Origin of the sequence: Devosia sp. 67-54, assembly GCF_001899075.1 — a bacterium.
In the GTDB taxonomy this organism is placed as follows: domain Bacteria; phylum Pseudomonadota; class Alphaproteobacteria; order Rhizobiales; family Devosiaceae; genus Devosia_A.
Genome location: NZ_MKVA01000011.1, coordinates 90,707 through 116,123, shown reverse-complemented (window position 1 = coordinate 116,123; position 25,417 = coordinate 90,707). Strand labels below are relative to the sequence as shown.

The window sequence follows — 25,417 nt, the reverse complement described above, 5'->3', positions numbered from 1 at the left end:
CCCGTGATCAATACCGGCGATGGATTCGCTTGCCCTCCCCCTCGTCAAAAATCCGCGCGACGTGCTGCACCAGGTGTTCGGGCACAGCGCCTTCCGCGGCCTGCAGGAGGATGCGGTCAGCCATATCGTCGACGGCGGCGATGCGGTGGTGCTGTTCCCCACGGGAGCCGGCAAGTCGGTGTGCTACCAGGTGCCGGCGCTGTGCCGGAATGGGGTGGGCATCGTCGTCTCGCCGCTGATCGCGCTGATGCGCGACCAGGTGGAGGCGCTGCGCCAGCAGGGGGTGCGGGCCGAAGCGCTCAATTCGTCGCTGAGCCCGGAAGAGGCCGCCGGCGTGCGCAATCTGCTGCGCCGCGGCGCGCTCGATCTGCTCTATGTCGCGCCCGAGCGGATCATGACGGCGGGCTTCCTGCAGCTCATCGCCGATGTCGACATCGCGCTCATCGCCATCGACGAGGCGCATTGCGTCAGCCAGTGGGGCCACGATTTCCGGCCCGACTACCGCGAGCTTTCCCGTCTCGCCGAGCTGTTTCCCAACGTGCCGCGGGTGGCGCTGACCGCCACCGCCGATCCGCTGACGCGCGACGACATCGTTGAGCGGCTGCATCTCAGGCGCGCCCGGATCTTCGCCACCAGCTTCGACCGGCCCAACATCAGCTACACCATCGTGCAGCGCAGCAACGGGCCGAAGCAGCTCCTCGGCTTTCTCGAGCGGCACAAGGGCGAGAGCGGCATCGTCTATTGCCTTTCCCGCAACAAGGTCGAAAAGACCGCCGAGTGGCTGACCGAGCATGGCGTGCCGGCGCTGCCCTATCATGCCGGCCTCTCCGCGCAGATCCGCTCGCGCCACCAGGACGCCTTCCTCAAGGAGGACGCGGTGTGCCTCGTCGCCACCGTCGCCTTCGGCATGGGCATCGACAAGCCCGACGTGCGCTATGTCGCCCATCTCGACATGCCGTCCTCGATCGAGGCCTATTATCAGGAGACCGGGCGCGCCGGCCGCGACGGGCAGCCGTCGGAGGCGTTCATGACCTTCGGCATGGGCGACGTGGTGCAGCGCCGGCGCATGATCGAGGAGGGCGAGGCGCCCGAAGAGATCAAGCGCATCGAGCGCGGCAAGCTCGATGCGCTCTTGGCGCTGTGCGAGACCACGGCGTGCCGGCGGCAGACCATCCTGCGCCATTTCGGCGAAGCGCATCCGGGCGATTGCGGCGGCTGCGACAACTGCCTCAGCCCGGCCGAGACCTGGGACGGCAGCGAGGCGGCGATCAAGGTGCTGGCCGCCATCTATCGCACCGGACAGCGGTTCGGCGCCGGCCACATCGTCGACGTGCTGGTCGGCCGCGAGACCGACAAGGTGCTCAGCAACGGGCACCACACGCAAGCCGTGTTCGGCAAGGGCGACGAGCTCGACGCCAAGGGCTGGCAGTCGGCGATCCGCCAGCTCACGGCGCAGGGCTTCATCGCCGTCGACACCGCCGGGTTCGGGGCGCTGCACCTGACCGAGGCGGCGCGGGCGGTGTTCCGGCACGAACGGGCGGTGACGCTGCGCAAGGATCAGCCGCGCGAAACCCGGCGGGCGCTGCGCCGGGCGCTGGCGGAGGACATGCCGCCGCCGGCCGCCGCGCTGTTCGAGGCGCTGCGCGCCGAGCGCAGCCGCCTCGCCAAGGCACAAAGCGTGCCGCCCTATGTGATCTTCCACGACACGACGCTGCGCGCCATGGCGCTCGCCCGCCCCGGCTCGGTCGCCGACATGGCCGAGCTGCCCGGCGTCGGCGACGCCAAGCTGCGCCGCTACGGCGATGCGTTCCTGGCGGTGATCAGAACGGCGCTCTAGGCCGTTGGCTTGGCCGGCCGCGGACTGCGGGCGTTGAACGCCGCCGCGCCCAGCGCCACCAGGACCGAGACGAACCCCCACATGGTGCCGAAGCCCCAGACCTCGAGCGCCGTCGGCAGGCACGCGGCGAAGAGCAGCGCGGCCGCCGCCCACCAGCCGAAGCGGGCGAACGATTTTCCATGCGGGAACTCGTCATTGGCGAAGAAGACGGCCAGCAGCAGCAGGATCGGCGCGGCATGCCAATGCAGCTCCCAGCCCGAGGCGCTGCCATAGCCCTCGGGCAGGATGACCCACAGCGCCCCATAGCCGTCGGTGCGGTAGGTCGGCACGCTCACCGGCGCGTCGGAATAGAGCAGGAACTGCGACAGGAAATTGAGCACGATGGCGCCCAGCATCCAGCGCTGCGGTCCCGGCTTGTCGCGAAAGAAGTCCCGGATCATCGATGCCCCCTGGTCTTTGGTAAGACGCCGGCCGGGGGCCGCACAATGGGGAAAATCTACCGCGCCCGCTTGATCAGCTCGGCCTTGAGCGCCCCCAGGTCCTCGGGGCTCAGCCGGGAAATGTCGCGGGCGAGGCGGTTGGCGAGCTCGGTGGCCTCCGGCGACAAGCCGCCGGTCTCGATGGTCACCTTGGGGTCGGAGAGCTCGGCCAGCCGCTGCAATTCCTCGGCCTCGTCCCAGATGACGTTGAAATAGTGGATGATGCGCTGCAGCAGGATCCAGGTCGGCTTGCCGCGCCGGCCGTGCTCGAGGGCGCTGAGATAGGCGCTCGACACGTTGAGCGCCGCCGCCATCTGCTTGAGGGTGACGCCGCGCGCCTCGCGCATTTCCCGCATCTTGAGGCCGAGCGGGGTCATCGCGCCGGCCGCCTGAGGCGCACATACCAGGCGCCTTCGCCGCCATGGCCCTGCGCCGACTGGTCCCAGCCGGCGACGAGCGGCCTCAGCTCAGGCGAATTGAGCCAGATCGGCAGCATGGTGCGCAGCACGCCGCGCTCGACGATCGAGGTCGGATCGCCGTTGAGCTTCTTCAGCCCCTTGCCGGTGATGACCAGCACGGTGCGGTCGCCCCGCCCGGCGCGGACATGCAGATAGCGGTGAAGCGCGGCGAAGGCCTCGTCCTGGCGCATGCCGTGCAGATCGAGCGTGCCGTCGATCGGCACCCGGCCGCGGCCGAGCTTCTGGCGGAGCCGCGGCTCGATCACGCCGGGCGCCTGCGATCCGGGCGTCTCCGGCGATTGGTATGACGGCATAGCGATGATTTTCGGCGCTTTCGGCAGCGGCGGCACCGCCGGCGGCAGCGGCAGCGGCGCCTTGAGCCGGACGCGCCGCCGCGGCTTCAGCGGCAGCACGCTCTCGGTCACTTCCGTCCATAGATGGAAGTCGGCAAGGGGCGGTTTCCTGCCTCCGCCCGTCCGTGCCATGGCGCCCTCGCCGGCCTCAGGAGAGCTGGTTGGTCGCAACCAGCTTCCAGTTGGGATCGCGCGATTTGGGGCTGCGCGCGAAGGTCCATTCGTCGGCGATGGTCTGCACCTGGTCGGCATTGCCTTCGATCAGGGTGCCGTCTTTGTCGCGGGTGGCCTGCACCACTTCGGCGGTGAAGCGCACGGCGACACGGGCGTCGCGGCGGTCGATCTCGGCGTCGGAGATCTCGACCTTGGGCAGGCCGACGAAGGTGAAATCGACCTTGCTGCCGGCCGCCTCGCGGGCGGCGATGGCCTGCTCGAAGCCGTCATAGACGTCCTTGTCGAGCAGGGTCCTGAGCGTCTTGCGGTCGCCGGTGGCGAAGGCGGTGACGATCATCTCATAGGCGGATTTGGCGCCTTCGAGGAACGCCTTGGGCGAAAAGCCGGCATCGGCGGCGGCGATGGCCTTGAGCCCGCCGGCCACGGCGGCGTCGCCATGGCTCATCTGCTCGATCTCGGTTTCGAGCTTGAGGGCGCGCCGTTCGGCGTCGCCATTGGCGGGGGGCGCCGCCGGCGCCGGCCGCAGCGGCGTCACCTTCTCGTCATTGGCCGGCTTCACCTGGTTCTGCTGGGCGCGCTGCAAGGGCGAGCGCTCATTGCCGGTGCGCGTGCCCAGCACCGAGCGCAGGCGGAACAGCACCACGATCGCGATGACGATCACGATAACGGTGGGAATGTCGAAGAACTCATCCATGCGCGCGCAATTCCGGTGGCGGGGCGGCCGGCTGGCCGTATTGAAGCCTATATAGGCAATGCCGTAGCCTGAAACCAGTTCACGAATGGTAGAGGCGCGCGGCAAACCGCCCGGCCCGCCCGCCGCAGCAATCGCGCGCCCCGCGTCCGTCTTGTGACGAAACGGCAAAACTGCTAGGCCCGCGCCCGCCCCTTTTCAGGACGAGGTACTAAAGTATGGCCGACGATACCGCGGCGAACGCGACTGCCCCGAGCTTCAACCTCATCGGCCAGTACATCCGCGACATGAGCTTCGAGAACCCGGGCGCCCCGGCTTCGATCATGCTGGGCGGACCCAACCCGAACTTTCAGGTTGGCATCAATGTCGGCGTCAAGAAGCAGGCCGACAACCTCTACGCCGTCGAGATCACCCTCAACGCCAAGGCCGACCGCGAAAAGAACGTGCTGTTCAACGTCGAGCTGATCTATGGCGGCGTGTTCCGGATGAACAACATCCCGGAAGCCAGTCTGGCCGAGCTGCTCCTGGTCGAATGCCCGCGGCTGATCTTCCCGTTCGCCCGCCAGGTGCTCGCCACCATCACCCAGCAGGGCGGCTTCCCGCCGCTGATGATGGAGCCGGTCGATTTCCGCGCCATCTACGTGCAGAACCTCAAGGCCCTGCAGGACGCGCAAGCCGCGTCGCCCGACGGCACCCCGACCCCGACCGTCACCAACTGATTTTCGCCAGACGCGAACGAAAAGGCCGCCCCTCGAGGCGGCCTTTTGTTTTGGCAGTCGGGATTCCTCTCCCGTTTACGGGGGAGGGGGTGCCGCCGGCGCGGTGCCAGACAAATGCGCCGGACGACGACGCGGCAAGCAAGACCCTGTCCAACCACCGGGTCATCCCCGCGTAAGCGGGGACCTCTGTTGGCCGGGCAGCGTGCCGGAACTGGATGGATCGGGCCGGGCGTTGCCCGGCTCGTCCCCGCACCGCCGACTGCACCAGGGCAAACGGAGGTCCCCGCTTGCGCGGGGATGACCCGGTGAAAAATGGGATTTCCGGGGGGAAATCTGCCTACGCCGCTTCGTCCTGGTAATACCCCCACAGCGCCGCCTCGCCCATGGTCTTGATCAGGCCCAGATGCGCGGCGAGCTGGTCGGCGTCGAGCCGGGGCGGCAGCGGGGTCGGGCGCTGCGGGGCGTGGTGCGCGACCAGCGCGGCGCCGGCGGTGGCCACCCGGGTCTCCTCGACCAGCGCCAGCGTCACCTGGCGGCCGCCGATCAGCTCCAGATAGACGTCGGCGAGGATTTCGCTGTCGAGCAGCGCCCCATGCAGGGCGCGGCGGGAATTGTCGATGCCGTAATGCTTGCACAGCGCATCGAGGCTGACGCGGGCGCCCGGATGCTTTTCGCGCGCCAGCACCACGGTGTCGACGATGGCGTTGCCGAGGCTCGGCCGGCGTGCCTTTTCCAGCTCGAAATTGAGGAACTGCACGTCGAAGGGGGCATTGTGGGCGATCAGCGTGGCGTCGCCGAAGAACTCCAGCATCTCGTCGATGATCTCGGCGAAGCGCGGCTTGTCGGCGAGGAACTCGTCGGAAAGCCCGTGCACCTGGAAGGCTTCCTCGGTCATGCGCCGTTCCGGGTTGATGTATTTGTGGAAGTGCCGGCCGGTCGGGACGTGGTTGAACAGCTCGACGGCGCCGATCTCGACCACCCGGTCCCCGGTCAGCGGGTTGAGCCCAGTGGTTTCGGTGTCCATCACGATTTCGCGGCTCATCTCGTCGTCCTCGCACCGGTCTTCGGCGTTGCGCGCAGCTCCTCGACCAGCGCCGCCACGTCGGCGCGGGTCTGCGCCAGCGGCCGGTCGGTGTCGAAGATATAGTCGGCGCGGCGTTTTTTCTCGGCCTGGGGCAGCTGCCGGGCAAGGATGGCGTCCAGCTTTTCCACACTCATGCCCGGTCGCGCCAGCGCCCGCGCGCGGATGGTGGCGTCGGCGGCGACGGCCACCGCCACGCGGTCGAGCCCATAGGGATGGCCGCCCTCGAACAACAGCGGGATATCGACCACCGCCAGCGGCGCGCCGCCCGCCTCGGCCGCGGCGAGGAAATCGGCGATCTTCGCCCGGACCAGCGGATGGACGATGGCCTCGAGCTCGGCCAGCCGGCGGGGCTCGGCGAGCAGGCGGGCGCTGAGGGCGGTGCGGTCCACCTCGCTTTTGCGGGTGGTTCCGGGAAACGCCGCCTCGATCGGCGCAACGGCCGCGCCGCGATAGAGCGCATGCACCGCCGCATCGGCGGAAAACACCGGCACGCCCAGCTCCTCGAACATCCGGCCGACGGTGGATTTGCCCGAGGCGATGGAGCCGGTGAGCCCGAGCCGCCACATCAGAGCGTTGCCTCGACCAGCGCCCGCAGCTCCGGCGTCACCTCGGGCCTGACCCCGAACCACGCCTCGAACCCGGGCACCGCCTGGTGCAGCAGCATGCCGAGCCCGTCCACGGTGCGCAGGCCGCGCTGCCGTGCATCGGCCAGCAGCGGGGTGACGAGCGGCACGTAGACGAGATCGGTCACCACCGCATCGGCGGGCACGACCGACAGGTCGAGGCCCTCGAAGCGCGTGTCCTTCATGCCGACCGAGCTGGTGTTGACGATGAGCCTGGCGCCGCCGGCCCGGGCGGCGAATTCGTCGAGCCCGCCGCAGGCGATGGGCCCGCCGAGCTCGATCGCCAGGTCCTCGGCCTTGCCGACGGTGCGGTTGAGCAGGTGGATCTTGCCGACGGCGCGCGATTTGAGCGCCACGAGGATGGCGCGCGACGCGCCGCCCGCGCCCAGCACCACCACCTCGTCGAGCCCCAGGTCCCAGCCGGGGGCGTTCTGGTCGAGATTGCCAAGAAAGCCCATATAGTCGGTGTTGAACCCCCGGACCCCGGCGTCGCGGAGCACCAGCGTGTTGACCGCGCCGATCTCCTCGGCCAGCGGGTCGAGCTCGTCGACCAGCGCCACCACCTGTTCCTTGTGCGGGATGGTGACGTTGCCGCCGACGAACTCGCCGCCCTTCAGACGCTCGAAGAAATCGGGCAGCGCCGCCGGCGCCACGTCGATCGCCTCGTAGCTGCCGCCGACCCGGTAGGTGTCGATCCAGTGGCCGTGGATCAGCGGCGAGCGCGAATGGGCGATCGGGTGGCCGATGACGAAGGCGCGTTTCACGTGAATCCTTTCCACAGGGTGCAGGCGGCGCGCGGCGCCGACTCGACACGACTCGCAATTTCGAGTCCGCCCCGCAATCCCTTCCCCCCGCGATCGTGGCGGCCGATCTCGCAGCCGGGCGGGGCGGCCAATCCACAGAGTCGTTGCTGGCGGATAATCCGGCCAGGGGAAATCCGGCGGCGGCCGGGGGCGCTGGCGGGTTGTCCCCCTCCCCGGGATCGGCGTCCACACCCTGACCCGCCGGGACGGTTAACAAAAGCTTAACGGCGGAATCGGGGATAACATGATTCCAGGCGGGCCCTGCCGTCCCCAGCTTATCCCCAGCCGCCCGGGGCGGATGGAAATGGTTAACGCTTCGTTAATCCGCCCGAGTCCGGCGATGTTCTTCGCCCTCAACCGCCGGCAATCCCCAGCTTGCGGATGCGACTCTTGGTATCTGCCGGCTGGCGCCCTTCCGGCTATCCGGCGCCGAAGAATTCCTGCAAAACACGGCTATGATACTGATGATAAAAGAATCTTATCTCTTTGAGGGAACCCGGTCGTGAGCCCGGTGGCCAAACCGCTGCTCGACACGATCCGCGGTGCGCGCCAGGCCCGGCCGCCGCTCTGGATCATGCGGCAGGCCGGCCGCTATCTGCCGGAATATCGCGAGCTACGGGCTCGCGCCGGCAGCTTCCTCGAGCTCTGCTACACCCCGGCGCTCGCCGCCGAAGTCACCCTGCAGCCGCTCCGCCGTTTCGACCTCGATGCGGCGATCCTGTTCTCCGATATCCTGGTGATCCCGGACGCGCTGGGTCAGGAGGTGCGGTTCGAGGCCGGGGAGGGTCCACGGCTCGAACCGATCACTCCGGAAGGGCTGGGGAAGCTCAGGCCGGATGCGGTGCTCGAGCGGCTGGCTCCGGTGTTCGAGACGTTGGAGCGGATCAGGGGCGCCCTGCCCCCCGGCAAGACGCTGATCGGCTTTTGCGGCTCGCCCTGGACGGTCGCCACCTACATGATCGCCGGCGCGGGCTCCACCGACCAGGCCGCGGCACGCATCTTCGCCCTCACCCAGCCGCAGGCGTTCGCGGCGCTCATTGATATCCTGGTCGAGGCCTCGATCGCCTATCTGGTCCGCCAGTTCGAGGCCGGTGCCGACGTGGTGCAGCTGTTCGAGAGCTGGGCCATGAACCTCGACGAGCAGCAGTTCCGCGATTACGTCATCGCGCCAAACCGGAAAATCGTCGAGGGCGTGCGGGCCCGCATCCCGGACGCCGCTTTCATCGGTTTTCCCCGCGGCGCCGCGGCGATGCTGCCGGCCTATGCCGCCGCCGTCCGCCCGGATGCGCTCGGACTCGATTACGGAACGCCGCCGGATTTCGCCGACAGGGCCTTGCCCAGATCGCTGCCGGTGCAAGGCAATCTCGACCCGATCCGGCTGCTCGCCGGCGGCCCCCAGCTCGATCTGGCGATCGACGGCATCATCGCGGCCTTCGGCAATCGGCCGCATATCTTCAATCTCGGGCATGGGATATTGCCGCAAACGCCGATCGCCAACGTCGAGCGGCTGGTCAGGCGCGTCAAAGGGGGCTGAGCGATGGATTGGGTGCTGTTTGCGACGACGTGGGTCAAGGCCCTGCACGTCATTTCGGTGATCGCCTGGATCGCCGGCATGATGTATCTGCCGCGGCTCTTCGTCTATCACAGCGCCGCCGAGAAGGGCTCGATCCAGTCGGAAACCTTCAAGATCATGGAGCGGCGGCTGTATCGCGGCATCATCCGGCCGGCGATGGTGCTGACCTTCGTGTTCGGGCTGATGATGGTGTTCACCCCGGGCCTCGTCGACTGGTCGCAGGGCTGGCCCTGGGTCAAGGCGGCGGCGGTGCTGCTCCTTACCGCCATCCACGGCTTTTACGGCACCCAGATCCGCAAATTCGCCGCCGACCGGAACGACCGCCCCACCCGCTTCTGGCGCATCGTCAACGAGCTGCCCTTCGTTCTGGTCATCATCATCGTGATCATGGTGATCGTGAAGCCGTTCTGAGGCGGCGAATGGGAAGTGGTGAACGGTCGCGCGGACCGGCGGCGCCGTTCGACCATTCACCATTTTGCCATTCACCATTCACCACGGGCGTTTCACGTGAATCCGTCCCGAGACCAGCCGGCTCTTGAATACGACACCGCTTCGGGCTATCTGAGGCGCGTCGCACCGACAAACGCGCGCCGCCCGGCGAAAGCGCGGTGCAAACCCCCCTCACACATCTCCAGTCTATCTCCAGGGTCATTCGCCGCATGGAAAATCTGAAGCTCAGCGAGCTCAAGGCCAAATCTCCCGCTGAATTGCTCACCTTCGCTGAGGAATACGAGGTCGAGAACGCCTCGACCATGCGCAAGCAGGAGCTGATGTTCGCCATCCTCAAGGAGCTGGCGGCACGCGAGGTGGAGATCACCGGCGAAGGCGTGGTCGAGGTGTTGCCCGACGGCTTCGGCTTCCTGCGCTCGCCGGATGCCAACTACCTGCCCGGCCCCGACGATATCTACGTCTCGCCCAGCCAGATCCGGCGCTTTTCGCTGCGCACCGGCGATACGGTCGAAGGCGAGATTCGCTCGCCCAAGGAAGGCGAGCGCTATTTTGCGCTGCTCAAGGTCGCGACCATCAATTTCGAGGATCCCGAAAAGGTCCGGCACAAGGTCAATTTCGACAACCTCACCCCGCTCTATCCAGACGAGCGGCTGAAGCTCGAGCTGCCCGACCCGACCAACAAGGACAAGTCGGCGCGGGTCATGGACCTCGTCGCGCCCATCGGCAAGGGCCAGCGCGCGCTGATCGTGGCGCCGCCGCGCACCGGCAAGACCGTGCTGCTGCAGAACATCGCGCAGTCGATCGCGGTCAATCACCCCGAATGCTACCTCATCGTGCTGCTGATCGACGAGCGCCCCGAGGAAGTCACCGACATGCAGCGCTCGGTGCGCGGCGAGGTGATCTCCTCCACCTTCGACGAGCCGGCGAGCCGCCACGTGCAGGTGGCCGAAATGGTCATCGAGAAGGCCAAGCGCCTGGTCGAGCACAAGCGCGACGTGGTGATCCTGCTCGATTCGATCACCCGGCTGGGGCGCGCCTACAACACCGTGGTGCCGAGCTCGGGCAAGGTGCTGACCGGCGGCGTCGACGCCAACGCGCTGCAGCGGCCGAAGCGCTTCTTCGGCGCGGCGCGCAACATCGAGGACGGCGGTTCGCTCACCATCATTTCGACGGCGCTGATTGATACCGGCAGCCGCATGGACGAGGTGATCTTCGAAGAGTTCAAGGGCACCGGCAACAGCGAAATCGTGCTCGACCGCAAGGTTTCCGACAAGCGCATCTTCCCGGCGATGGACGTCACCAAATCCGGCACCCGCAAGGAAGAGCTGCTGGTCGAGCCGGATATCCTGAGGAAGATGTACGTCCTCCGCCGCATCCTCAACCCGATGGGCACGGTCGACGCCATGGAGTTCCTGATGGACAAGATCCGCCAGACCAAGACGAACTCCGACTTCTTCGATTCGATGAATACCTAACGGGGAAAGGGCGTGTCCTGCGCGGCCCCTCACCCGGCCGCTGCGCGGCCACCCTCTCCCCAAAGGGGCGAGGGGGGTCCCGACTGCAAGACCCGCGGCTCCGCCCTCCCCTCTCCCCTCTGGGGAGAGGGTGCCTCGCGTAGCGAGGCGGGTGAGGGGCGGCCATGCAAGCCCCGCGCCGTCACCCCATGACCGCCCCCGCTGCCGACACCATCGTCGCCCTTTCTTCCGGCGCCCTTCCGTCCGGCGTGGCCATCGTTCGCATTTCCGGCCCGCACACGAGCGCCGTTCTGGAACATCTTTCCATAGCGCGTCCGCCACCGCGCCACCTTACCCTCGCCGCCATCCGTCTCGACAACCAGCTCATCGATACCGGCCTCGTCGCCTGGATGCCCGCGCCGCATTCCTTCACTGGCGAGGACACCGCCGAGCTGCAGGTGCATGGTTCGCCTGCCGTGGTTAGAACGCTGCTCCGAACCATCGCCGCACTTCCCGGCGTGCGCCTCGCGGAGGCGGGCGAGTTCACCCGCCGCGCTTTCCTCAACGGCAAGCTCGATCTGACCGAGGTCGAAGGGCTTGGCGATCTCATCGAGGCCGAAACCGAAACGCAGCGGCAGCAGGCGGTGGCGCGGCTCGCCGGCGGCGTATCGGCCGAGATCGGCCGCTGGCGCGAGACGCTGCTCGACGCGCGTGCCGAGATCGAGGCACGACTCGACTTCTCCGACGAGAGCGATGTGTCCGACGTGCTGCCGGACTCGGTGCTGCGCAATATGGAGCGGCTTTCCAGCGAGCTGACTTCCGCCATCGACGCGGTCGGCCGCGGCCGTATCGTGCGCGAGGGGTTGCGCGTCGCGCTGGCCGGCCCGCCCAATGTCGGCAAGTCGTCGCTGCTCAATGCGCTCAGCCGCTCGGACCTCGCCATCGTCTCGGACGAGCCGGGCACCACGCGCGACGTGCGCGAGGTGGCGCTTGATCTTGGCGGGCGGCTGGTGGTGCTGGTCGACATGGCGGGCCTCAGGCCCACCGATAGCCGCGCAGAGGCGGAGGGCGTGCGGCGCGCCGAGGTGGAGATCGCCCGCGCCGATCTGGTGCTGTGGCTCGTTGCCCCCGATGTGCCGCCGCTCGATCCGCCGCCGCAGCCGGCGCTGTGGACGGTGGGGACCAAAGCCGATCTGGGGCCGGTGCCGGCGCAGTACTCGCTGTCGGTGCAGAGCGATGTCGGCGTCGACGAACTGCTGGCGGCGCTGGCCGGGTTTGCCGCCGCTGCTGCGGGGTCCGGTCCCCCTGCCCTCGTCAGCCGCGAGCGCGACCTGGCGGCGCTGCAATCGGCACAGGCGGCGCTCGATCGCTTCCTCTCCGAAGGCGCCACCGACGAGATCGCCGCCGAGCATCTGCGCCAGGCCTCGCTGGCGCTCGAGCGCCTGCTCGGCCGCATCGATACCGAGCACGTACTTGACCGGCTGTTCGCGAGCTTCTGCATCGGCAAATGATTCACGTGAAACAGTGCCGCCGCGCGCACCATTGAACTTGCCCGCCGCCTCCACTACACCCGCCGGCCATGAGTAACTCACGCGATTTCGGCGTCATCATCGTCGGCGGCGGCCATGCTGGTTCGGAAGCGGCGGCGGCCGCGGCGCGGCTCGGCGTGCCGACGGCGCTGATCACGCACCGCTTCGCCACCATCGGCGAGATGAGCTGCAACCCGGCGATCGGTGGGCTGGGCAAGGGACATCTGGTTCGCGAGATCGACGCGCTGGACGGTTTGATGGGCCGCGTCGCCGATGCAGCGGGCATCCAGTTCCGCGTGCTCAACCGGCGCAAGGGGCCGGCGGTGCGCGGACCGCGCGCCCAGGCCGACCGCAAGCTCTATCGCCAGGCGATGCAGGCGGCCCTGGCGGCGCAGCCGAACCTCACCATCATCGAGGGCGAGGTCGACGACCTGGTCGTCGACGCCGGTAATATAACAGGAGTCATCCTGCTGGACGGCCGCCGCTTCAGTACGCATTCGGTCGTCTTGACCACCGGCACCTTCCTGCGCGGGCTGATCCATCGCGGCGAGGAGACCATTCCGGCCGGGCGGGTCGGCGAAGCGCCGGTGCTCGGCCTGTCGACGCGGCTGGAGGCCCTGGGATTGCGGCTCGGTCGCCTGAAAACCGGGACGCCGGCGCGACTCGATCGGTCGTCAATCGACTTTACCGTGCTCGAGGCACAGCCCGGCGACGATCCGCCGGAGCCGTTCTCGTCGCTGACGACGGCGATCACGACGCCCCAGATCAGTTGCTATATCACGCATACGACGGGCGAGACGCACCGCATCATCGCCGACAATCTGCATCGCTCGGCCATGTACTCCGGCCGCATCCAGAGCCGTGGGCCGCGCTATTGCCCGTCGATCGAAGACAAGATCGTGCGCTTCGCCGACCGCGACAGCCACCAGATCTTCCTCGAGCCGGAGGGGCTCGACGATCCCACCATCTACCCCAACGGGCTCTCCACCTCGTTGCCGGCCGAGGTGCAGGAGGCGTTCCTCAAGACCATGCCGGGGCTCGGCGCGGTGCGCATCCTCAGGCCGGGCTATGCCATCGAATACGACTATGTCGATCCCCGCGAGCTGAAGGCGACGCTGGAGCTAAAGCGGCTGCCGGGACTGTTCCTCGCCGGCCAGATCAACGGCACCACCGGCTATGAGGAGGCGGCGGCGCAGGGGCTGCTGGCCGGCGCCAATGCGGCGCTCCGGGCCAGAGGCGACGAGCAGATCATCCTCTCGCGCACCGACTCCTATCTCGGCGTCATGGTCGACGACCTAGTCACGCGCGGCGTGGCCGAGCCTTATCGCATGTTCACCTCGCGCGCCGAGTTCCGGCTGCATTTGCGCAGCGACAATGCCGACCAGCGGCTGACGCCGCTCGGCATCGCCAGGGGCCTCGTCGGCCGTAATCGTCAAGATGCTTTCCGAACAAAGGTCAAGGCACTTGATGACGCCAAAACGCTGCTCCACGGGCTGCGCGCCACGCCATCGGTCGCCCGCAAAGCGGGGATTGTCGTCAATGCCGACGGGCAACACCGCAGCGCCTTCGATCTACTGGCCTATCCCAATGTCGGGCCCGCCGAGATCACGGCGCTATGGCCGGAGATCGGCAATATTGGAACGCCGATTCTGGAACAGCTCTCCATCGACGCCCAATATGCCGTCTATCTCGAGCGGCAGCGGGCCGATGTCGAGGCGCTGCGGCGTGACGAGAGCGTCGCCATTCCGGATTGGCTCGATTACGCCCAAATTCCAGGGCTTTCCAACGAGATCCGGCAGAAGCTGATGGCGGCGCGTCCGGCCACTCTGGCGCAGGCGCAGGCGCTCGAAGGCATGACGCCGGCGGCCGCGACGTTGTTGCTCGCCATCATCCGCCGCGGGGCGCTGCGCAAAGCCGGATGAGCCAGCGCGACGATCTCGAAGCCTTCGCCGCGCTGCTGCGCAAATGGAATGCCGTCCAGAATCTCGTTTCACGTGAAACAGTGGACACGCTGTGGCCCCGTCACATCGAGGACAGTCTGCAGCTTCTGCCGCTGCTCCGGCCCGAGGATCGCGACATCATCGATCTCGGCTCCGGCGGCGGCTTTCCCGCGATTCCGCTGGCCATCGCCTCACGCGGAACGGAACGGCGATTCACCCTGGTCGAGCCCATCGCCAAGAAGGCCGCGTTCCTGCGGACCGTGGCGCGGGAGCTGCGGCTGCCGGTCATTGTAGAGGTCTGCCGCGCCGAGCAGATTGATTCACGTGAAACATTCGATCTGGTGACGTCGCGGGCGCTGGCGGCGCTGCCCGACCTCCTCGCTCTCGCGGCTCGTTTCCTCCGTCCGAATGGCCATCTTTTGCTGCACAAGGGCCAGACATATCGTGAAGAAGTGTCACGGGCCGCTGCCCATTTCGACTTCGATATGCTAGTCCACCCCAGCGAGACCGACTCCTCCGGCGTCATTCTCGAGATTTCACATCTGCGTGCGAAGTCAGTCGCTTAGGAGGCCCTTATTGGCGCCGCGCATCATCACTCTCGCCAATCAGAAGGGCGGCGTGGGCAAGACCACCACCGCCATCAACCTCGCCACGGCGCTGGCCGCCATCGGCGAGCGGGTGCTTATCGTCGACCTCGACCCGCAGGGAAATGCGTCGACGGGGCTTGGGGTTAGCCGCACCGACCGCGAGGTCTCGTCCTACGATCTGATGGTCGGCGATGCCACCGTGGCGCGCGCCGCGATCATGACCGACGTGCCGCGGGTGGCCATCGTGCCGTCGACGCTGGACCTGCTCGGGGTGGAGCAGGTAATTTCGCAGCAGCCCGACCGCGCCTTCAAATTGCGCAACGCCTTCAAGGCCCTGGGCGAGCTCGCCATCGAAGAGCAGCCGATCTCCTATGTCATCATCGACTGCCCGCCCTCGCTGAACCTGCTGACGGTGAACGCGCTGGTTGCGGCCGACGCGGTGCTGGTCCCGATGCAGTGCGAGTTCTTCGCGCTCGAGGGCCTCAGCCAATTGCTGCAGACCATCGAGCAGATCCGCACCAATCTCAACCCGCGCCTCGCCATCCAGGGCGTGGTGATGACCATGTTCGACCGCCGCAATTCGCTCAGCGAACAGGTGCTGAACGATGTGCGCGGGACCATGGGCAATTTGGTCTATGATACTGTTATTCCACGCAATGTCCGGCTGAGCGAGGCGCCGTCCTACGGCAAGCCGGCGCTGCTCTACGATCTCAAATGCGCGGGGAGCCAGGCGTATTTGCGGCTGGCGACCGAAGTGATCCGCCGCGAACGCCAATTGAATGCCGCGTGAGGCCGACCATGAATGAAAAATCGAGACTTGGCAGGGGGTTGGCGGCGCTGATCGGCGACATGGCGCCGATCGAGGCGCCGCGCCTGGCCGAGAACGTGCAGGCTGGACAGCGGCGTTTACCGGTCGAATTCCTGATTGCGAACCGCGCCAATCCGCGCCGCGATTTCGACAGCGACCAGCTCGACGAGCTGACCAGCTCGATCCGCGAGAAGGGCGTGATGCAGCCGCTGCTGGTGCGGCCGACCAGCGACCCCGACCAGTTCGAGATCATCGCCGGCGAGCGGCGCTGGCGGGCGGCGCAGCGGGCCGGGCTGCACGACGTGCCGGTGGTGGTGCGCGAGGTCGACGACAAGGAAGCGCTCGAGCTCGCAATCATCGAGAACGTGCAGCGGGTGGACCTCAATCCGCTGGAAGAAGCACAGGGTTATGAACAGCTTATTGAGCAGTTTTCCTATACGCAGCAAGACCTTGCGCAGGTCATCGGAAAATCCCGCTCGCACGTCGCCAATACGCTGCGGCTGCTGAAGCTGCCGCGCGAGGTGCGCGACATGGTGACCAATGGCCAGCTCACCGCCGGCCATGCGCGCACGCTGATCACGGCCGAGGACCCGGCGGCCGTCGCACGTGAAATCGTCGAGCGCGGCCTGTCGGTGCGCGAGGCGGAGGCGCTCAGCCAGCGCGGCGCCAGCAAGGACGGCGTGCCCAAAAAGCCCTCCGCGCACCTCGAACGCGACGCCGATCTGATGGCGCTCGAAAAACGGCTGTCGGACGCGATCGGCCTCAAGGTGGCGGTGGCGGCCAAAAAGGACGGTTCGGGCACGGTGCAGATCGGCTATCGCACGCTCGAACAGCTCGACACGGTGCTGGCGCTGTTGACCGGCTCGAACTGATCAGTGCTGCGCGGCCATCTGGGCCAGCGCCAGGAAGGTGCGGCGGGTGAGGGTTTCGGCGCTGCCGTAGCTCTTGCGGCTGTCGCCGGTGGCGCGCAGCAGCCGGTCGAGGGCGAGGGCGAGGGAGGCGTCGGACCACAGGCGAAGCTGCTGCTCGAGTGCGGCGCGGCGGGAAAAATGCGGCTTCGGCCGGGCGCCGTCGAGCACCTCGCGCACCGACGCGCCACTGTCGACCACCGTGCGCCAGCGGCGGAGCTGGGTGAAATGCTGGGTCAGCGACGCCAGCAATTGCTGCGGATTGACGGCGGCGGCGAGGGCCCGGCTCAGCGCCGCGTCGAGCCGGTCGGGATGGCCGGTACCGATGGCGTCGGCCACCTCGTCGAGCACCAGGGCGGCATTGTCGGCGCAGAGCGTCAGCACGTCGGCGGCGGTGAGCAGCTTGCTCTCGGCGGCATAGAGGCTGAGCTTTTCGAGCTCGCGGCGGGTGACCTCGCGATCGTTGCCCAGAATGTCGCGCAGCAGCGCCGGCACGTCGGGTTCGGCGCGGATCTGGGTGGCGTTGAAGGTCTCGGTGATGAGCCGCAGGATGGTCTCGTCGCTGTCGGCATAGCAGGGCAGGGCACGACCGGCCCTGGCGCCCTCAACCAGCGCCCGCAGCGCGTCGCGCGGCGGCAGATTGCCGGCCTCGACGATGATCACGGCCCCCGAGGGATCGGCCGCGAGCTCGCTCAGCGGCACGGCGATCGATTTGCCGGCGCCGCGCACGCGCACCACGCGGCGCTCGCCGAACAGCGACGAGGTGCGGGCTTCGACCAGCAGCCGCCCCGGATCGGCGTCGATCTCGCCGCCGTCGAGTGTCACCAGCCCCATGCCGTCGCCGTCGCGGCCGGCATAATGCGCCGCCAGCCGCTGCGCCGTTTCGCGCACGAGGCCGGTGTCGGGGCCATAAACCAGAATCACCCCGGCCTCGAGGTCGGGCCGCCTGACGAAACGCTCGACCTCATGCGCCTTGAGCGCGGTCATGCGGTCCCGATCATTTGGCGAGGGCGCCGAGGACGGAGAGGCGGATGGTGTCGGCGAGGAGGTGGGCGGCGCGGGCCTGGGCGTCGGTCGCGGCCTGGTTGTTGGCGATCACCTGCGAGCCGGAATTGTAGTCGGCGCTCTGCGAGCGGGTGCCCGAGAGCAGCACCTTGCCGTCGCTGCCGACCAGCGTGACGCTGGCGCTCACCACCATTTCGTCGGGCCGCTGCGCGGTGGTGACGACGTTCTGGGTGTCGGTGAGCTGGCGCGCGCCGGCGCCCGCGGTGACGGTGAGCTTGGGGGCGCCCGGACGGCTGACGCGGGTGAAATGCAGCGCCAGATCCTGATAGATGATCTGTTCGACGCGGTTGGTCGGCGGCGACATCGCGAGCTCGACCCGGTCGGTGGTGAACTGGCCCGGGCCATAGACCGGGGTCAGGCCGCTGCAGGCGCCGAGCGCCGGCAGCAGCGCCAGCGCCACCACGGCTCCGGCAGCCCGCACGGTCCGGTTAGATGACCACATTCACGATCCTGTCGGGCACGATGATGATTTTCCTGGGCGGCTTGCCGTCCAGCATGCTGGCAATCGCGTCCAGTGACAAGACCTGCCGCTCCACCTCGGGTCCGGCGGCACCCTTGGGCAGGGTGATCTCGGCGCGGCGCTTGCCATTGACCTGCACGGCGACGGTGACCGCCGAATCCACCAGCAGCGCCGGATCGATCTCGGGCCAGCCGGCGTCGGCCACCATGCCCGAGCCGCCGAGGGCGGCCCAGCAGCTTTCGGCCAGATGCGGCATCATCGGGGCGATGAGCTGCACCAGCCGGGTGACGCCGTCGCGCAGCACGGCGACGCCATTGGCGGTGGGCGCCGTCTCGAGCGTCGCCGCGAACTTGCCCAGCCCGTTGCTGAGCTCGTAGATCTGGGCCACGGCGCTGTTGAAGCGCAGCGCCTCGATGTTGTCGCCCACCGCCTTGACGGCGCGATGCACCAGCTTGCGGGTTGCCTCGATCTCGGCCGGCGCGGTATCGCCGCTGGCGGGCAGCTCGGCGATCTGCAGCGTCTCCTGCACCAGCTTCCAGATGCGCTGCTGGAAGCGCGAGGCGCCCTCGATGCCGGCCTCGGTCCACTGCACGTCGCGCTCGGGCGGGGAGTCCGAGAGCATGAACCAGCGGGCGGTGTCGGCGCCATAGGTGCGGACGATCTCGTCGGGATCGACCACGTTCTTCTTGGACTTGCTCATCTTTTCGATGGAGCCGATGACGACCGGCGCGCCGGTGGCGGTGAGCCGGGCCTGGCGGGTGTCGCCCATGCCCTCCAGCGTCACGTCGGCCGGCAGCACCCAGTCGCCGTTCTGGTCGCGATAGGTTTCGTGCACCACCATGCCCTGGGTGAACAGGCCCTTGAACGGCTCGTCGATCCCCAGATGGCCGGTCTTGTGCATGGCCCGGGCGAAGAAGCGGCTGTAGAGGAGATGCAAAATAGCGTGTTCTATGCCGCCGATATACTGATCGACGGGCAGCCAGCGATCGGCGATGGCGGGCACCGTGGGCGCCGCCGCGTGCGGTTCGGTGAAGCGGGCGAAGTACCAGGACGAATCGACGAAGGTGTCCATGGTGTCGGTTTCGCGCCGCGCCGGCTTGCCGCAGATCGGGCAGGGCACGTGCTTCCAGGTCGGATGGTGGTCGAGCGGGTTGCCGGGACGGTCGAAGGTGACATCGTCCGGCAGCTTGACGGGCAGGTCGGCGTCCGGAACCGGCACCACGCCGTGCTCGTCGCAATGGATCACGGGGATCGGGCAGCCCCAATAGCGTTGCCGCGACACGCCCCAATCGCGCAGGCGGTAATTGGTCTCGACCGTGCCCTGCGGGCGGTTGCCCACCTGGCGGGCGCCGAAATAACGCGCGATCTCCCGCTTGGCCGCGTCCACTGGCAGGCCGTCGAGGAAGTCTGAGTGATAGAGGGTGCCGGGTCCGACATAGGCTTCGTCGGCCACCGCGAACTCGTCCGGGTCGGTGTCGGGCGGCAGCACCACGGGGATCACGTTCAGCCCGTATTTGCGGGCAAAATCGAAGTCGCGCTGGTCGTGCGCGGGACAGCCGAAGATGGCGCCGGTGCCGTAGTCCATGAGCACGAAATTGGCGACGTAGACCGGCAGCGTCTCGCCCGGCCTGACCGGGTGACGCACCCTGAGCCCGGTGAAGACGCCCTGCTTTTCGGCCTTCTCCAGCGCCTCGGTGGCGGTGCCCTGGCGGTGGAATTCGTCGATGAAGTCGCGGATCGCCGGGCGGCGCTGCGCCAGCTCGGCGGCCAGCGGATGGTCGGGCGACAGGGCGATGAAGCTCGCCCCGAAAATCGTGTCGGGACGGGTGGTGAACACCTCGATGGCGGTGGCCGAGACGTCGGGCGACGGCTCGAGCTCGAACAGCAGGCGCAGGCCCTCGGATTTGCCGATCCAGTTGCGCTGCATGGTGCGCACCTTGTCGGGCCAGCCGGCGAGGCCGTCCAGCGCCTCCAGCAGCTCCTCGGAATAGTCGGAGATCTTCAGGAACCACTGGGTCAGCTCGCGCTGCTCGACGATGGCGCCGGAGCGCCAGCCGCGGCCGTCGATCACCTGCTCGTTGGCGAGCACGGTCTCGTCCACCGGGTCCCAATTGACCTTGGCGGATTTGCGCGTCACCAGCCCGGCCTTGAGGAAATCGAGGAACAGCTGCTGCTGGCGCTGGTAATATTCGACGTCGCAGGTGGCGAATTCGCGCGTCCAGTCGAAGCTCAGCCCCATGGATTTGAGCTGGGTGCGCATGGTATCGATATTGGCGTAGGTCCACGCCTTGGGGTGGCTGCCGGTCTGCTTGGCGGCGTTCTCGGCCGGCAGGCCGAAGGCGTCCCAGCCCATCGGATGCAGCACGTTGAAGCCCCTGGCGCGCTTGTAGCGGGCCAGCACGTCGCCCATCGAATAATTGCGCACATGGCCCATATGGATGCGCCCCGAGGGATAGGGGAACATCTCGAGCACGTAATAGGGCTCGCGCGGATCGTTGTTGGCGACCACGAAGGATTTGCTGTCCTCCCAGGCCTTCTGCCAGCGCGGTTCCTCGACCCGCGGGTTGTAACGCTCGATGGGTTTCACGTCCGGATACGTCCTTGCGGCGGCAAAGGCCTTGCTTTGCCGGGGAATTTCAGCGTAGCGGACCATCATCAGAAAAGACGAATCCGGTCAACAGCAAGGCGATGGACAACGCGGCGGAACGGCTCGATATCATCCGCACCCGTATCGAGCGGGCGCGCCGCCGCTTCGGGCCGCCGCCCGAGACGGTGACGCTGGTCGCGGTCAGCAAGACCTTCCCGGCGGCGGCGATCGTGCCGTTCCTCGAGGCGGGCCAGCGCGTCTTCGGCGAGAACCGGGTGCAGGAGGCCGAGGCGAAATGGCCCGGATTGCGGACCTCCTATGACGGCATAGAATTGCACCTGATCGGGCCGCTGCAATCCAACAAGGCGCGCGAGGCGGTGGCGCTGTTCGACGTGATCGAAACCGTCGACCGCGACAAGATCGCCGGCGCGCTGAAGGCCGAGATGGTGCGACAGGGGCGGACGCCGCGGCTCTTGGTGCAGGTCAATATCGGGCTCGAGCCGCAGAAGGCGGGGATCGCGCCGGCCGAGGCGGTGGCGTTCGTCGCCCGCTGCCGCGACGTGCATGGTCTCACGATCGACGGGCTGATGGCGATCCCGCCCGACGGCGTGCCGCCGGGGCCGTATTTCGCGCAATTGGCGATACTGGCGCGCGAGGCTGGCGTTGCGCTGCTGTCGATGGGGATGAGCGGCGATTTCGAGACGGCCATCGCCATGGGCGCCACGCATGTGCGGGTCGGCAGCGCGCTGTTCGGGCACCGCGGCTAGTTTCGGCCGCCCACCGAAACTATATGATGTCAAATCACGTTGCTGGCCGCGTCACCAGGATGTGATTGGCCGGTGTCCGGCGGCCAGCCTACTCACGGACCACCAGACCCAGAGGTTTCGAGCCATGATCCGACGCCGGATTTTCCTCGTCGACGACGACGCCGAGCTCAGGAAAACCCTCGTCGACCAGCTCATGCATTACCGCGAGTTCGAGCTCAGCGAGGCCGGCACGGCGGGCGACGCGCTGCGCATGGTGCGCGACGGCCATGTCGACCTGATGATCCTCGACGTCGGGCTGCCCGACATGGACGGGCGCGAGGCGGTGAAGATCCTCCGCCGCGACGGGTTCAAGAGCCCGATCCTGCTGCTCACCGGGCACGACAGCGATTCCGACGAGATCCTGGGGCTCGAATCGGGCGCCAACGACTACATCACCAAGCCGTTCCGCTTCTCGGTGCTGCTTGCCCGCATCCGGGCGCAGCTCCGGCAGCACGACCAGTCCGAGGACGTGGTGTTCACCATCGGGCCCTACAGCTTCCAGCCGGCGGCCAAGCTGCTCGAGGCGGCGGACGGCGGCAAGGTGCGGCTCACCGACAAGGAAACCTCGATCCTCAAATATCTCTACCGGCAGGGCCCCAAGACCATCACGCGCGACGTGCTGCTGAAAGAGGTGTGGGGCTACAATAACCGGGTCACCACGCATACGCTCGAAACCCACATCTACCGGCTGCGCCAGAAGATCGAGCGCGATCCGTCCAACGCCCGGCTGCTGGTGACGGAGGAGGGCGGCTACCGGTTGGTGCCCTAGATCAGCTCGCCGATCCGCCGGATCGGATCAGTTGATCCAAGGTCTTGTCCGGTCGCGTTTTCCGACGCGGAAAACCGGAGCCACTTTTCGCGGAAAGGCGCCGGCGCGCCACGGCGCGCTTTTAGGGTTAAGTCCCAGAAATCGGGGCGGAGCGGGCAAAAAGCCTTCTTCCGAACGCCTCCGCATGGTCTATATCAGGCGCCGAGCCGTGGCGGCGGCTCGCCGTGACCATGGATTCGGGGCCAAATGCAGCTCGACGACGCGACCACGATCCTCGGGCGCGCGGACTTCTTTGAGGTCTGCGACGCCGAGCAGCGTCGGCTGCTGGCCTTCGCCAGCGAGCGCAAGAAATACCGCGCCGGGAACGTGCTCTATACCGCCGGCGACGTGCCCGAGGGCGCGCATGTGCTGGTGCGCGGCACCGTCGCCTCCTACCAGGAGGGCGACGAGGCCAACCCGTTCGTCATCACCACGCCGGGCGCGGTGCTGGGCGCCATGTCGCTGGTGGTGGCCAGGCCGCGGCCGGTGACCATCAAGGCGGTGGACAATGTCGAGACGCTGTTCGTGCCGCGCTCGGCGTTCATGAAGCTCGCCAACCAGGCGCCCGACCTCGCCCGCCGTGCCGCCGACCGCATCCGCGCCGAGCTCACGGGGTATCTGAGCGCGGTGGAGCAGGTGAAGGGCAAGATCGGCAGTCGGTGAATGGCAGCGTGGCCATTCAGCATTCACTGGAAATGCGCGATCACCGGCACGTGGTCGGAGGGCTTGCTGCCCCAGCCGCGGGCGGGGGCGATGATCTCGGCGGCGGTCGAGTGCGCGGCGATATCGGCGGTGGACCAGATGTGGTCGAGGCGGCGACCGCGGTTGGAGGCCTGCCAGTCGGCGGCGCGATAGCTCCACCAGGACGACAGCTTTTCGCCGAACGGATGGTGCTTGCGCACCAGATCGGTCCAGCCGTGATTGGCGGTCAGCAGATCGTCGAGCGCTTCGGTCTCGACCGGGGTGTGGCTCACCACCTTCAGCAATTGCTTGTGGCTCCACACGTCATCGGGGTGCGGGGCGACGTTGAAATCGCCGCAGATGAGCTGGCGGTCCCTGAAATGCGCCTCGCCGAACCAGGCCTTCAGCTCCTTGAGGAAGTCGAGCTTGTGGCGGAATTTCGGGTTGAGCTCGGGGTCGGGGATGTCGCCGCCGGCCGGGATGTAGATCGAATGCACCGTCAGCGGGCCGCGGCCGAAATCCAGCATGGCCGAGACGTGCCGGCAGTCGGCGATGTCGCAGAAGACGCGGCTCGAAATGTCGGCCAGCGGATGGCGCGAGACGATGGCGACGCCGTGATAGCCCTTCTGCCCGTGCACCGCCTGGTAGGGGTAGCCGGCCCTGGCCAGCGGCTTGGCCGGAAACTGTTCGTTGAGGCATTTGATCTCCTGCAGGCACAGGACATCGACGGGGTGGGCCTTGAGGAAGCGCAGGACCAGCGGCAGGCGCAGCCGGACGGAGTTGATGTTCCAGGTGGCGAGGGAGGGCATGAGGGATGGCAGTCGGCAATGGGCAATCGGCAGTCGTACTAACCCATCGTCTGCCGGTTGCCTATTGCCGACTGCCTCACGTCATCCGTTGGGGCCCTGCACTTTGTTGTAGTCGTTGATGTTGAGGTAGAACGTCGCCTTGGGGATATCGACGCCCTTCTGCACATCGTAGATCGAGAAGGTGAGCTCGGTGCGGTCGGGGTTGGTCAGCACCCATTGCACCAAATCGAGGCTCTGCTTGTCGAACACCAGCGCCACCTTGACGGTGCCGACCGGCGTATCGTCCTGCAGCGTCAGCTCGAGATAATTGGCCGACTGGTCGATGGCGACGAGCCCGGCATGCAGCAGGTCGATGTTGCTGTCGAGGAACTGGCGCAGCGGCACCTTGTCCTGCGGGTAGGCGTATTGCGTCTTCTCCTCGCGGTCGATGACGTAAAAGCCGTTGCCGATCGACAGGATCTCCTGGTGCGAGGGCGGGGCGTAGCGGAAGCGGATCTTGCCCGGCCGCTGCAGATAGAAGGTGCCCTCGATGCGCTGGCCCTGGGTGTCGACCTGCAGGAAGCGGCCGACCATGGTGGTGATCGCCGAATTGTGCGCCGACACCTTGTTGATGAGGTCGATCTCGTCCTGCGTCAGCCGCCGCGGCTCGCCCTCGGCGAAAACCGGGGCAGCGGGCAAAGCGGCGGCAACCGCGATCAGGGCCAGGACGGAACGACGACGCATGGGCAAATCCTCTGCTGGTCACTTGAGCTAAGCATCTCAGGCAATTACGGCAAGAGCGGGATTCGGTTCCCCCGGCCGCGGCGCCTGCCGCGCCGGCACCTCCTGTCCAGCATGTTCCGCCTGCTCCGTTCGCTCCTCGATACCGCCCGCGCCCGCTGCCCGACCGAAATCCTGGTGGTCGGCTCGAACGGTCCGGCCTGGGCCGCGGCGCTCGGCCCCGAGGCGCCGACCTGGCGGCGGCTCGGGCTCAGGCCCACCGAGCGGCCGCTGCGCCCCGGCCAGTTGCGGCGAATCGTCAGCATTCCGCTGCTTGAGGCGCATGTACCGGCGGTGGGGCCGGGCACCTGGACGCTGCTGCCGCCGCCGGAGGCGATGCGCGTCCTGGCCGACAAGGGCCGGTTCGCCCGCTATGCCGCCGCGCAGGGGCTGGGCGCGTTCGTGCCGGCGACCTACGCCTCGCCCGAAACCGCAAGTTTTCCGGTCGTGCTGAAGCGGTGCGACCTCAATGCCGGCCACGGTGTCGCGGTGGTCTCGAGCCGCGCCGAGCTTATGGCCCGGCTGGCCGAGCCGCCATGGGCCGGTGAGCCCGTGCTGCTGCAGGAGTGCGTCGAGGCGGAGGTGGAGTACGTGGCGCATCTGGTGCGCGCCGGCGGCCGCATCGTCTGGTCGCGGGCCTATGCCTATCCGCTGGCGCACAGGCGCGTGGTGCGCGGGCCGGTGGAAGGGCTCGCCATCGAGCCGGCGCGCCTCGGCGCCGCCGACCTCGCGGTGTTCGAGCGCTTCCTTGCGCCGCTCGACTATCAGGGCCCGGCCAATATCGACTTCCGCCGGCGTGCCGACGGGCGCCTCGCCCTCCTCGAGATCAATCCGCGGCTCGGCGGCTCGCTGATGCGGCCGGAGTTTGCGGCCGACCTCGACGCGGCGCTGGGGATCATCGTGCGCGAGGCGCAGCCGCCGGTGCGAGGTGGCGGCCGGAGCCGGTAAGCGGGGCCGCCCCTTCCGGTCAGC

At 67.7% G+C, this 25,417-nt stretch carries 26 protein-coding genes; 14 read left to right on the top strand and 12 right to left on the bottom strand.

What is annotated here, in order from left to right:
- Positions 1 to 19 precede the first annotated feature (19 nt).
- On the top strand, positions 20 to 1,837 hold the full coding sequence (gene recQ, locus BGO82_RS17340; protein WP_291306878.1) for a DNA helicase RecQ: 1,818 nt from the start codon (positions 20 to 22) through the stop codon (positions 1,835 to 1,837).
- On the opposite strand, the gene BGO82_RS17335 is transcribed toward recQ, so the two are convergent.
- The 4 genes from BGO82_RS17335 to BGO82_RS17320 all read right to left on the bottom strand — a co-directional run bounded on the left by BGO82_RS17335 (position 1,834) and on the right by BGO82_RS17320 (position 3,995).
- Positions 1,834 to 2,277, bottom strand: coding sequence for a hypothetical protein (locus BGO82_RS17335; RefSeq protein ID WP_291306877.1), 444 nt, complete (start codon positions 2,275 to 2,277; stop codon positions 1,834 to 1,836). The genes recQ and BGO82_RS17335 overlap by 4 nt on opposite strands.
- A 56-nt stretch (positions 2,278 to 2,333) precedes the next feature.
- Positions 2,334 to 2,693, bottom strand: a complete 360-nt coding sequence (locus BGO82_RS17330) for a helix-turn-helix transcriptional regulator (RefSeq protein ID WP_291306876.1) — start codon at positions 2,691 to 2,693, stop codon at positions 2,334 to 2,336.
- Complete coding sequence (locus BGO82_RS17325; RefSeq protein ID WP_291306875.1) at positions 2,690 to 3,199, bottom strand: Smr/MutS family protein; 510 nt, start codon at positions 3,197 to 3,199, stop codon at positions 2,690 to 2,692. Before BGO82_RS17325 ends, BGO82_RS17330 begins: the two co-directional genes overlap by 4 nt.
- Positions 3,200 to 3,275: 76 nt before the next feature.
- Positions 3,276 to 3,995 carry a Tim44/TimA family putative adaptor protein gene (locus BGO82_RS17320; RefSeq protein ID WP_291306874.1) on the bottom strand — a complete coding sequence of 240 codons (720 nt, stop codon included), beginning with the start codon at positions 3,993 to 3,995 and terminating at the stop codon, positions 3,276 to 3,278.
- A gap of 215 nt (positions 3,996 to 4,210) precedes the next feature.
- Here BGO82_RS17320 and secB point away from each other — a divergent pair, with 215 nt between their 5' ends.
- Positions 4,211 to 4,711: a protein-export chaperone SecB gene (gene secB / locus BGO82_RS17315; protein ID WP_291306873.1), complete on the top strand. Its 501-nt coding sequence runs from the start codon at positions 4,211 to 4,213 to the stop codon at positions 4,709 to 4,711.
- Positions 4,712 to 5,048: 337 nt separating this feature from the next.
- Here the strand turns inward: secB and dnaQ are convergent, their stop codons facing one another.
- The 3 genes from dnaQ to BGO82_RS17300 are packed head-to-tail and all read right to left on the bottom strand — an operon-like array spanning position 5,049 to position 7,182.
- A complete protein-coding gene (dnaQ, locus tag BGO82_RS17310; protein ID WP_291306872.1) occupies positions 5,049 to 5,753 on the bottom strand; it encodes a DNA polymerase III subunit epsilon in 705 nt (234 codons plus the stop codon).
- A complete protein-coding gene (coaE, locus tag BGO82_RS17305) occupies positions 5,750 to 6,361 on the bottom strand; it encodes a dephospho-CoA kinase (RefSeq protein ID WP_291306871.1) in 612 nt (203 codons plus the stop codon). Before coaE ends, dnaQ begins: the two co-directional genes overlap by 4 nt.
- Complete coding sequence (locus BGO82_RS17300; protein ID WP_291306870.1) at positions 6,361 to 7,182, bottom strand: shikimate dehydrogenase; 822 nt, start codon at positions 7,180 to 7,182, stop codon at positions 6,361 to 6,363. The genes coaE and BGO82_RS17300 overlap by 1 nt, the downstream gene beginning before the upstream one ends.
- A gap of 550 nt (positions 7,183 to 7,732) precedes the next feature.
- Between BGO82_RS17300 and hemE the strand changes: the two genes are divergently transcribed.
- The 8 genes from hemE to BGO82_RS17260 all read left to right on the top strand — a co-directional run bounded on the left by hemE (position 7,733) and on the right by BGO82_RS17260 (position 16,434).
- Entirely contained in the window at positions 7,733 to 8,755 is a 1,023-nt protein-coding gene (gene hemE / locus BGO82_RS17295; protein WP_291307568.1) for a uroporphyrinogen decarboxylase, read from the top strand.
- Between the two features lie 3 nt (positions 8,756 to 8,758).
- A complete protein-coding gene (gene hemJ / locus BGO82_RS17290; protein ID WP_291306869.1) occupies positions 8,759 to 9,205 on the top strand; it encodes a protoporphyrinogen oxidase HemJ in 447 nt (148 codons plus the stop codon).
- Positions 9,206 to 9,453: 248 nt separating this feature from the next.
- Positions 9,454 to 10,719, top strand: a complete 1,266-nt coding sequence (gene rho / locus BGO82_RS17285) for a transcription termination factor Rho (RefSeq protein ID WP_291306868.1) — start codon at positions 9,454 to 9,456, stop codon at positions 10,717 to 10,719.
- Positions 10,720 to 10,907: 188 nt separating this feature from the next.
- Entirely contained in the window at positions 10,908 to 12,209 is a 1,302-nt protein-coding gene (gene mnmE / locus BGO82_RS17280) for a tRNA uridine-5-carboxymethylaminomethyl(34) synthesis GTPase MnmE (protein ID WP_291306867.1), read from the top strand.
- 68 nt (positions 12,210 to 12,277) lie between these two features.
- Positions 12,278 to 14,149 (top strand): tRNA uridine-5-carboxymethylaminomethyl(34) synthesis enzyme MnmG, encoded by a 1,872-nt coding sequence (gene mnmG / locus BGO82_RS17275; protein WP_291306866.1) that lies wholly within the window; start codon positions 12,278 to 12,280, stop codon positions 14,147 to 14,149.
- Positions 14,146 to 14,733, top strand: coding sequence for a 16S rRNA (guanine(527)-N(7))-methyltransferase RsmG (gene rsmG, locus BGO82_RS17270; RefSeq protein ID WP_291306865.1), 588 nt, complete (start codon positions 14,146 to 14,148; stop codon positions 14,731 to 14,733). The genes mnmG and rsmG overlap by 4 nt, the downstream gene beginning before the upstream one ends.
- A 10-nt stretch (positions 14,734 to 14,743) precedes the next feature.
- Positions 14,744 to 15,544, top strand: a complete 801-nt coding sequence (locus BGO82_RS17265) for a ParA family protein (protein ID WP_291306864.1) — start codon at positions 14,744 to 14,746, stop codon at positions 15,542 to 15,544.
- Between the two features lie 8 nt (positions 15,545 to 15,552).
- Positions 15,553 to 16,434 carry a ParB/RepB/Spo0J family partition protein gene (locus tag BGO82_RS17260; protein WP_291306863.1) on the top strand — a complete coding sequence of 294 codons (882 nt, stop codon included), beginning with the start codon at positions 15,553 to 15,555 and terminating at the stop codon, positions 16,432 to 16,434.
- Here BGO82_RS17260 and holA read toward each other — a convergent pair whose 3' ends face one another.
- The 3 genes from holA to leuS are packed head-to-tail and all read right to left on the bottom strand — an operon-like array spanning position 16,435 to position 20,582.
- A complete protein-coding gene (gene holA / locus BGO82_RS17255; protein ID WP_291306862.1) occupies positions 16,435 to 17,457 on the bottom strand; it encodes a DNA polymerase III subunit delta in 1,023 nt (340 codons plus the stop codon).
- 10 nt (positions 17,458 to 17,467) lie between these two features.
- A complete protein-coding gene (gene lptE / locus BGO82_RS17250; RefSeq protein ID WP_291306861.1) occupies positions 17,468 to 17,977 on the bottom strand; it encodes an LPS assembly lipoprotein LptE in 510 nt (169 codons plus the stop codon).
- Complete coding sequence (gene leuS, locus BGO82_RS17245) at positions 17,964 to 20,582, bottom strand: leucine--tRNA ligase (RefSeq protein ID WP_291306860.1); 2,619 nt, start codon at positions 20,580 to 20,582, stop codon at positions 17,964 to 17,966. Before leuS ends, lptE begins: the two co-directional genes overlap by 14 nt.
- 101 nt (positions 20,583 to 20,683) lie before the next feature.
- On the opposite strand from leuS, the gene BGO82_RS17240 reads away from it, so the two are divergent.
- The 3 genes from BGO82_RS17240 (at position 20,684) to BGO82_RS17230 (ending at position 22,859) form a co-directional block, all read left to right on the top strand.
- The gene (locus tag BGO82_RS17240) at positions 20,684 to 21,349 is read left to right on the top strand and encodes a YggS family pyridoxal phosphate-dependent enzyme (RefSeq protein ID WP_291306859.1); all 666 of its coding nucleotides are present in this window, start codon (positions 20,684 to 20,686) and stop codon (positions 21,347 to 21,349) included.
- Positions 21,350 to 21,473: 124 nt separating this feature from the next.
- The gene (locus tag BGO82_RS17235; RefSeq protein ID WP_291306858.1) at positions 21,474 to 22,157 is read left to right on the top strand and encodes a response regulator transcription factor; all 684 of its coding nucleotides are present in this window, start codon (positions 21,474 to 21,476) and stop codon (positions 22,155 to 22,157) included.
- A gap of 246 nt (positions 22,158 to 22,403) precedes the next feature.
- On the top strand, positions 22,404 to 22,859 hold the full coding sequence (locus BGO82_RS17230) for a cyclic nucleotide-binding domain-containing protein (RefSeq protein WP_291306857.1): 456 nt from the start codon (positions 22,404 to 22,406) through the stop codon (positions 22,857 to 22,859).
- Between the two features lie 23 nt (positions 22,860 to 22,882).
- Here the strand turns inward: BGO82_RS17230 and BGO82_RS17225 are convergent, their stop codons facing one another.
- Together BGO82_RS17225 and BGO82_RS17220 are read right to left on the bottom strand one after the other, a co-directional pair.
- The gene (locus BGO82_RS17225; protein ID WP_291306856.1) at positions 22,883 to 23,686 is read right to left on the bottom strand and encodes an exodeoxyribonuclease III; all 804 of its coding nucleotides are present in this window, start codon (positions 23,684 to 23,686) and stop codon (positions 22,883 to 22,885) included.
- Between the two features lie 81 nt (positions 23,687 to 23,767).
- Entirely contained in the window at positions 23,768 to 24,409 is a 642-nt protein-coding gene (locus tag BGO82_RS17220; RefSeq protein WP_291306855.1) for an outer membrane lipoprotein carrier protein LolA, read from the bottom strand.
- A 111-nt stretch (positions 24,410 to 24,520) separates the two neighbouring features.
- Here BGO82_RS17220 and BGO82_RS17215 point away from each other — a divergent pair, with 111 nt between their 5' ends.
- Positions 24,521 to 25,393: a hypothetical protein gene (locus BGO82_RS17215; protein WP_291306854.1), complete on the top strand. Its 873-nt coding sequence runs from the start codon at positions 24,521 to 24,523 to the stop codon at positions 25,391 to 25,393.
- Positions 25,394 to 25,417: the final 24 nt, after the last annotated feature.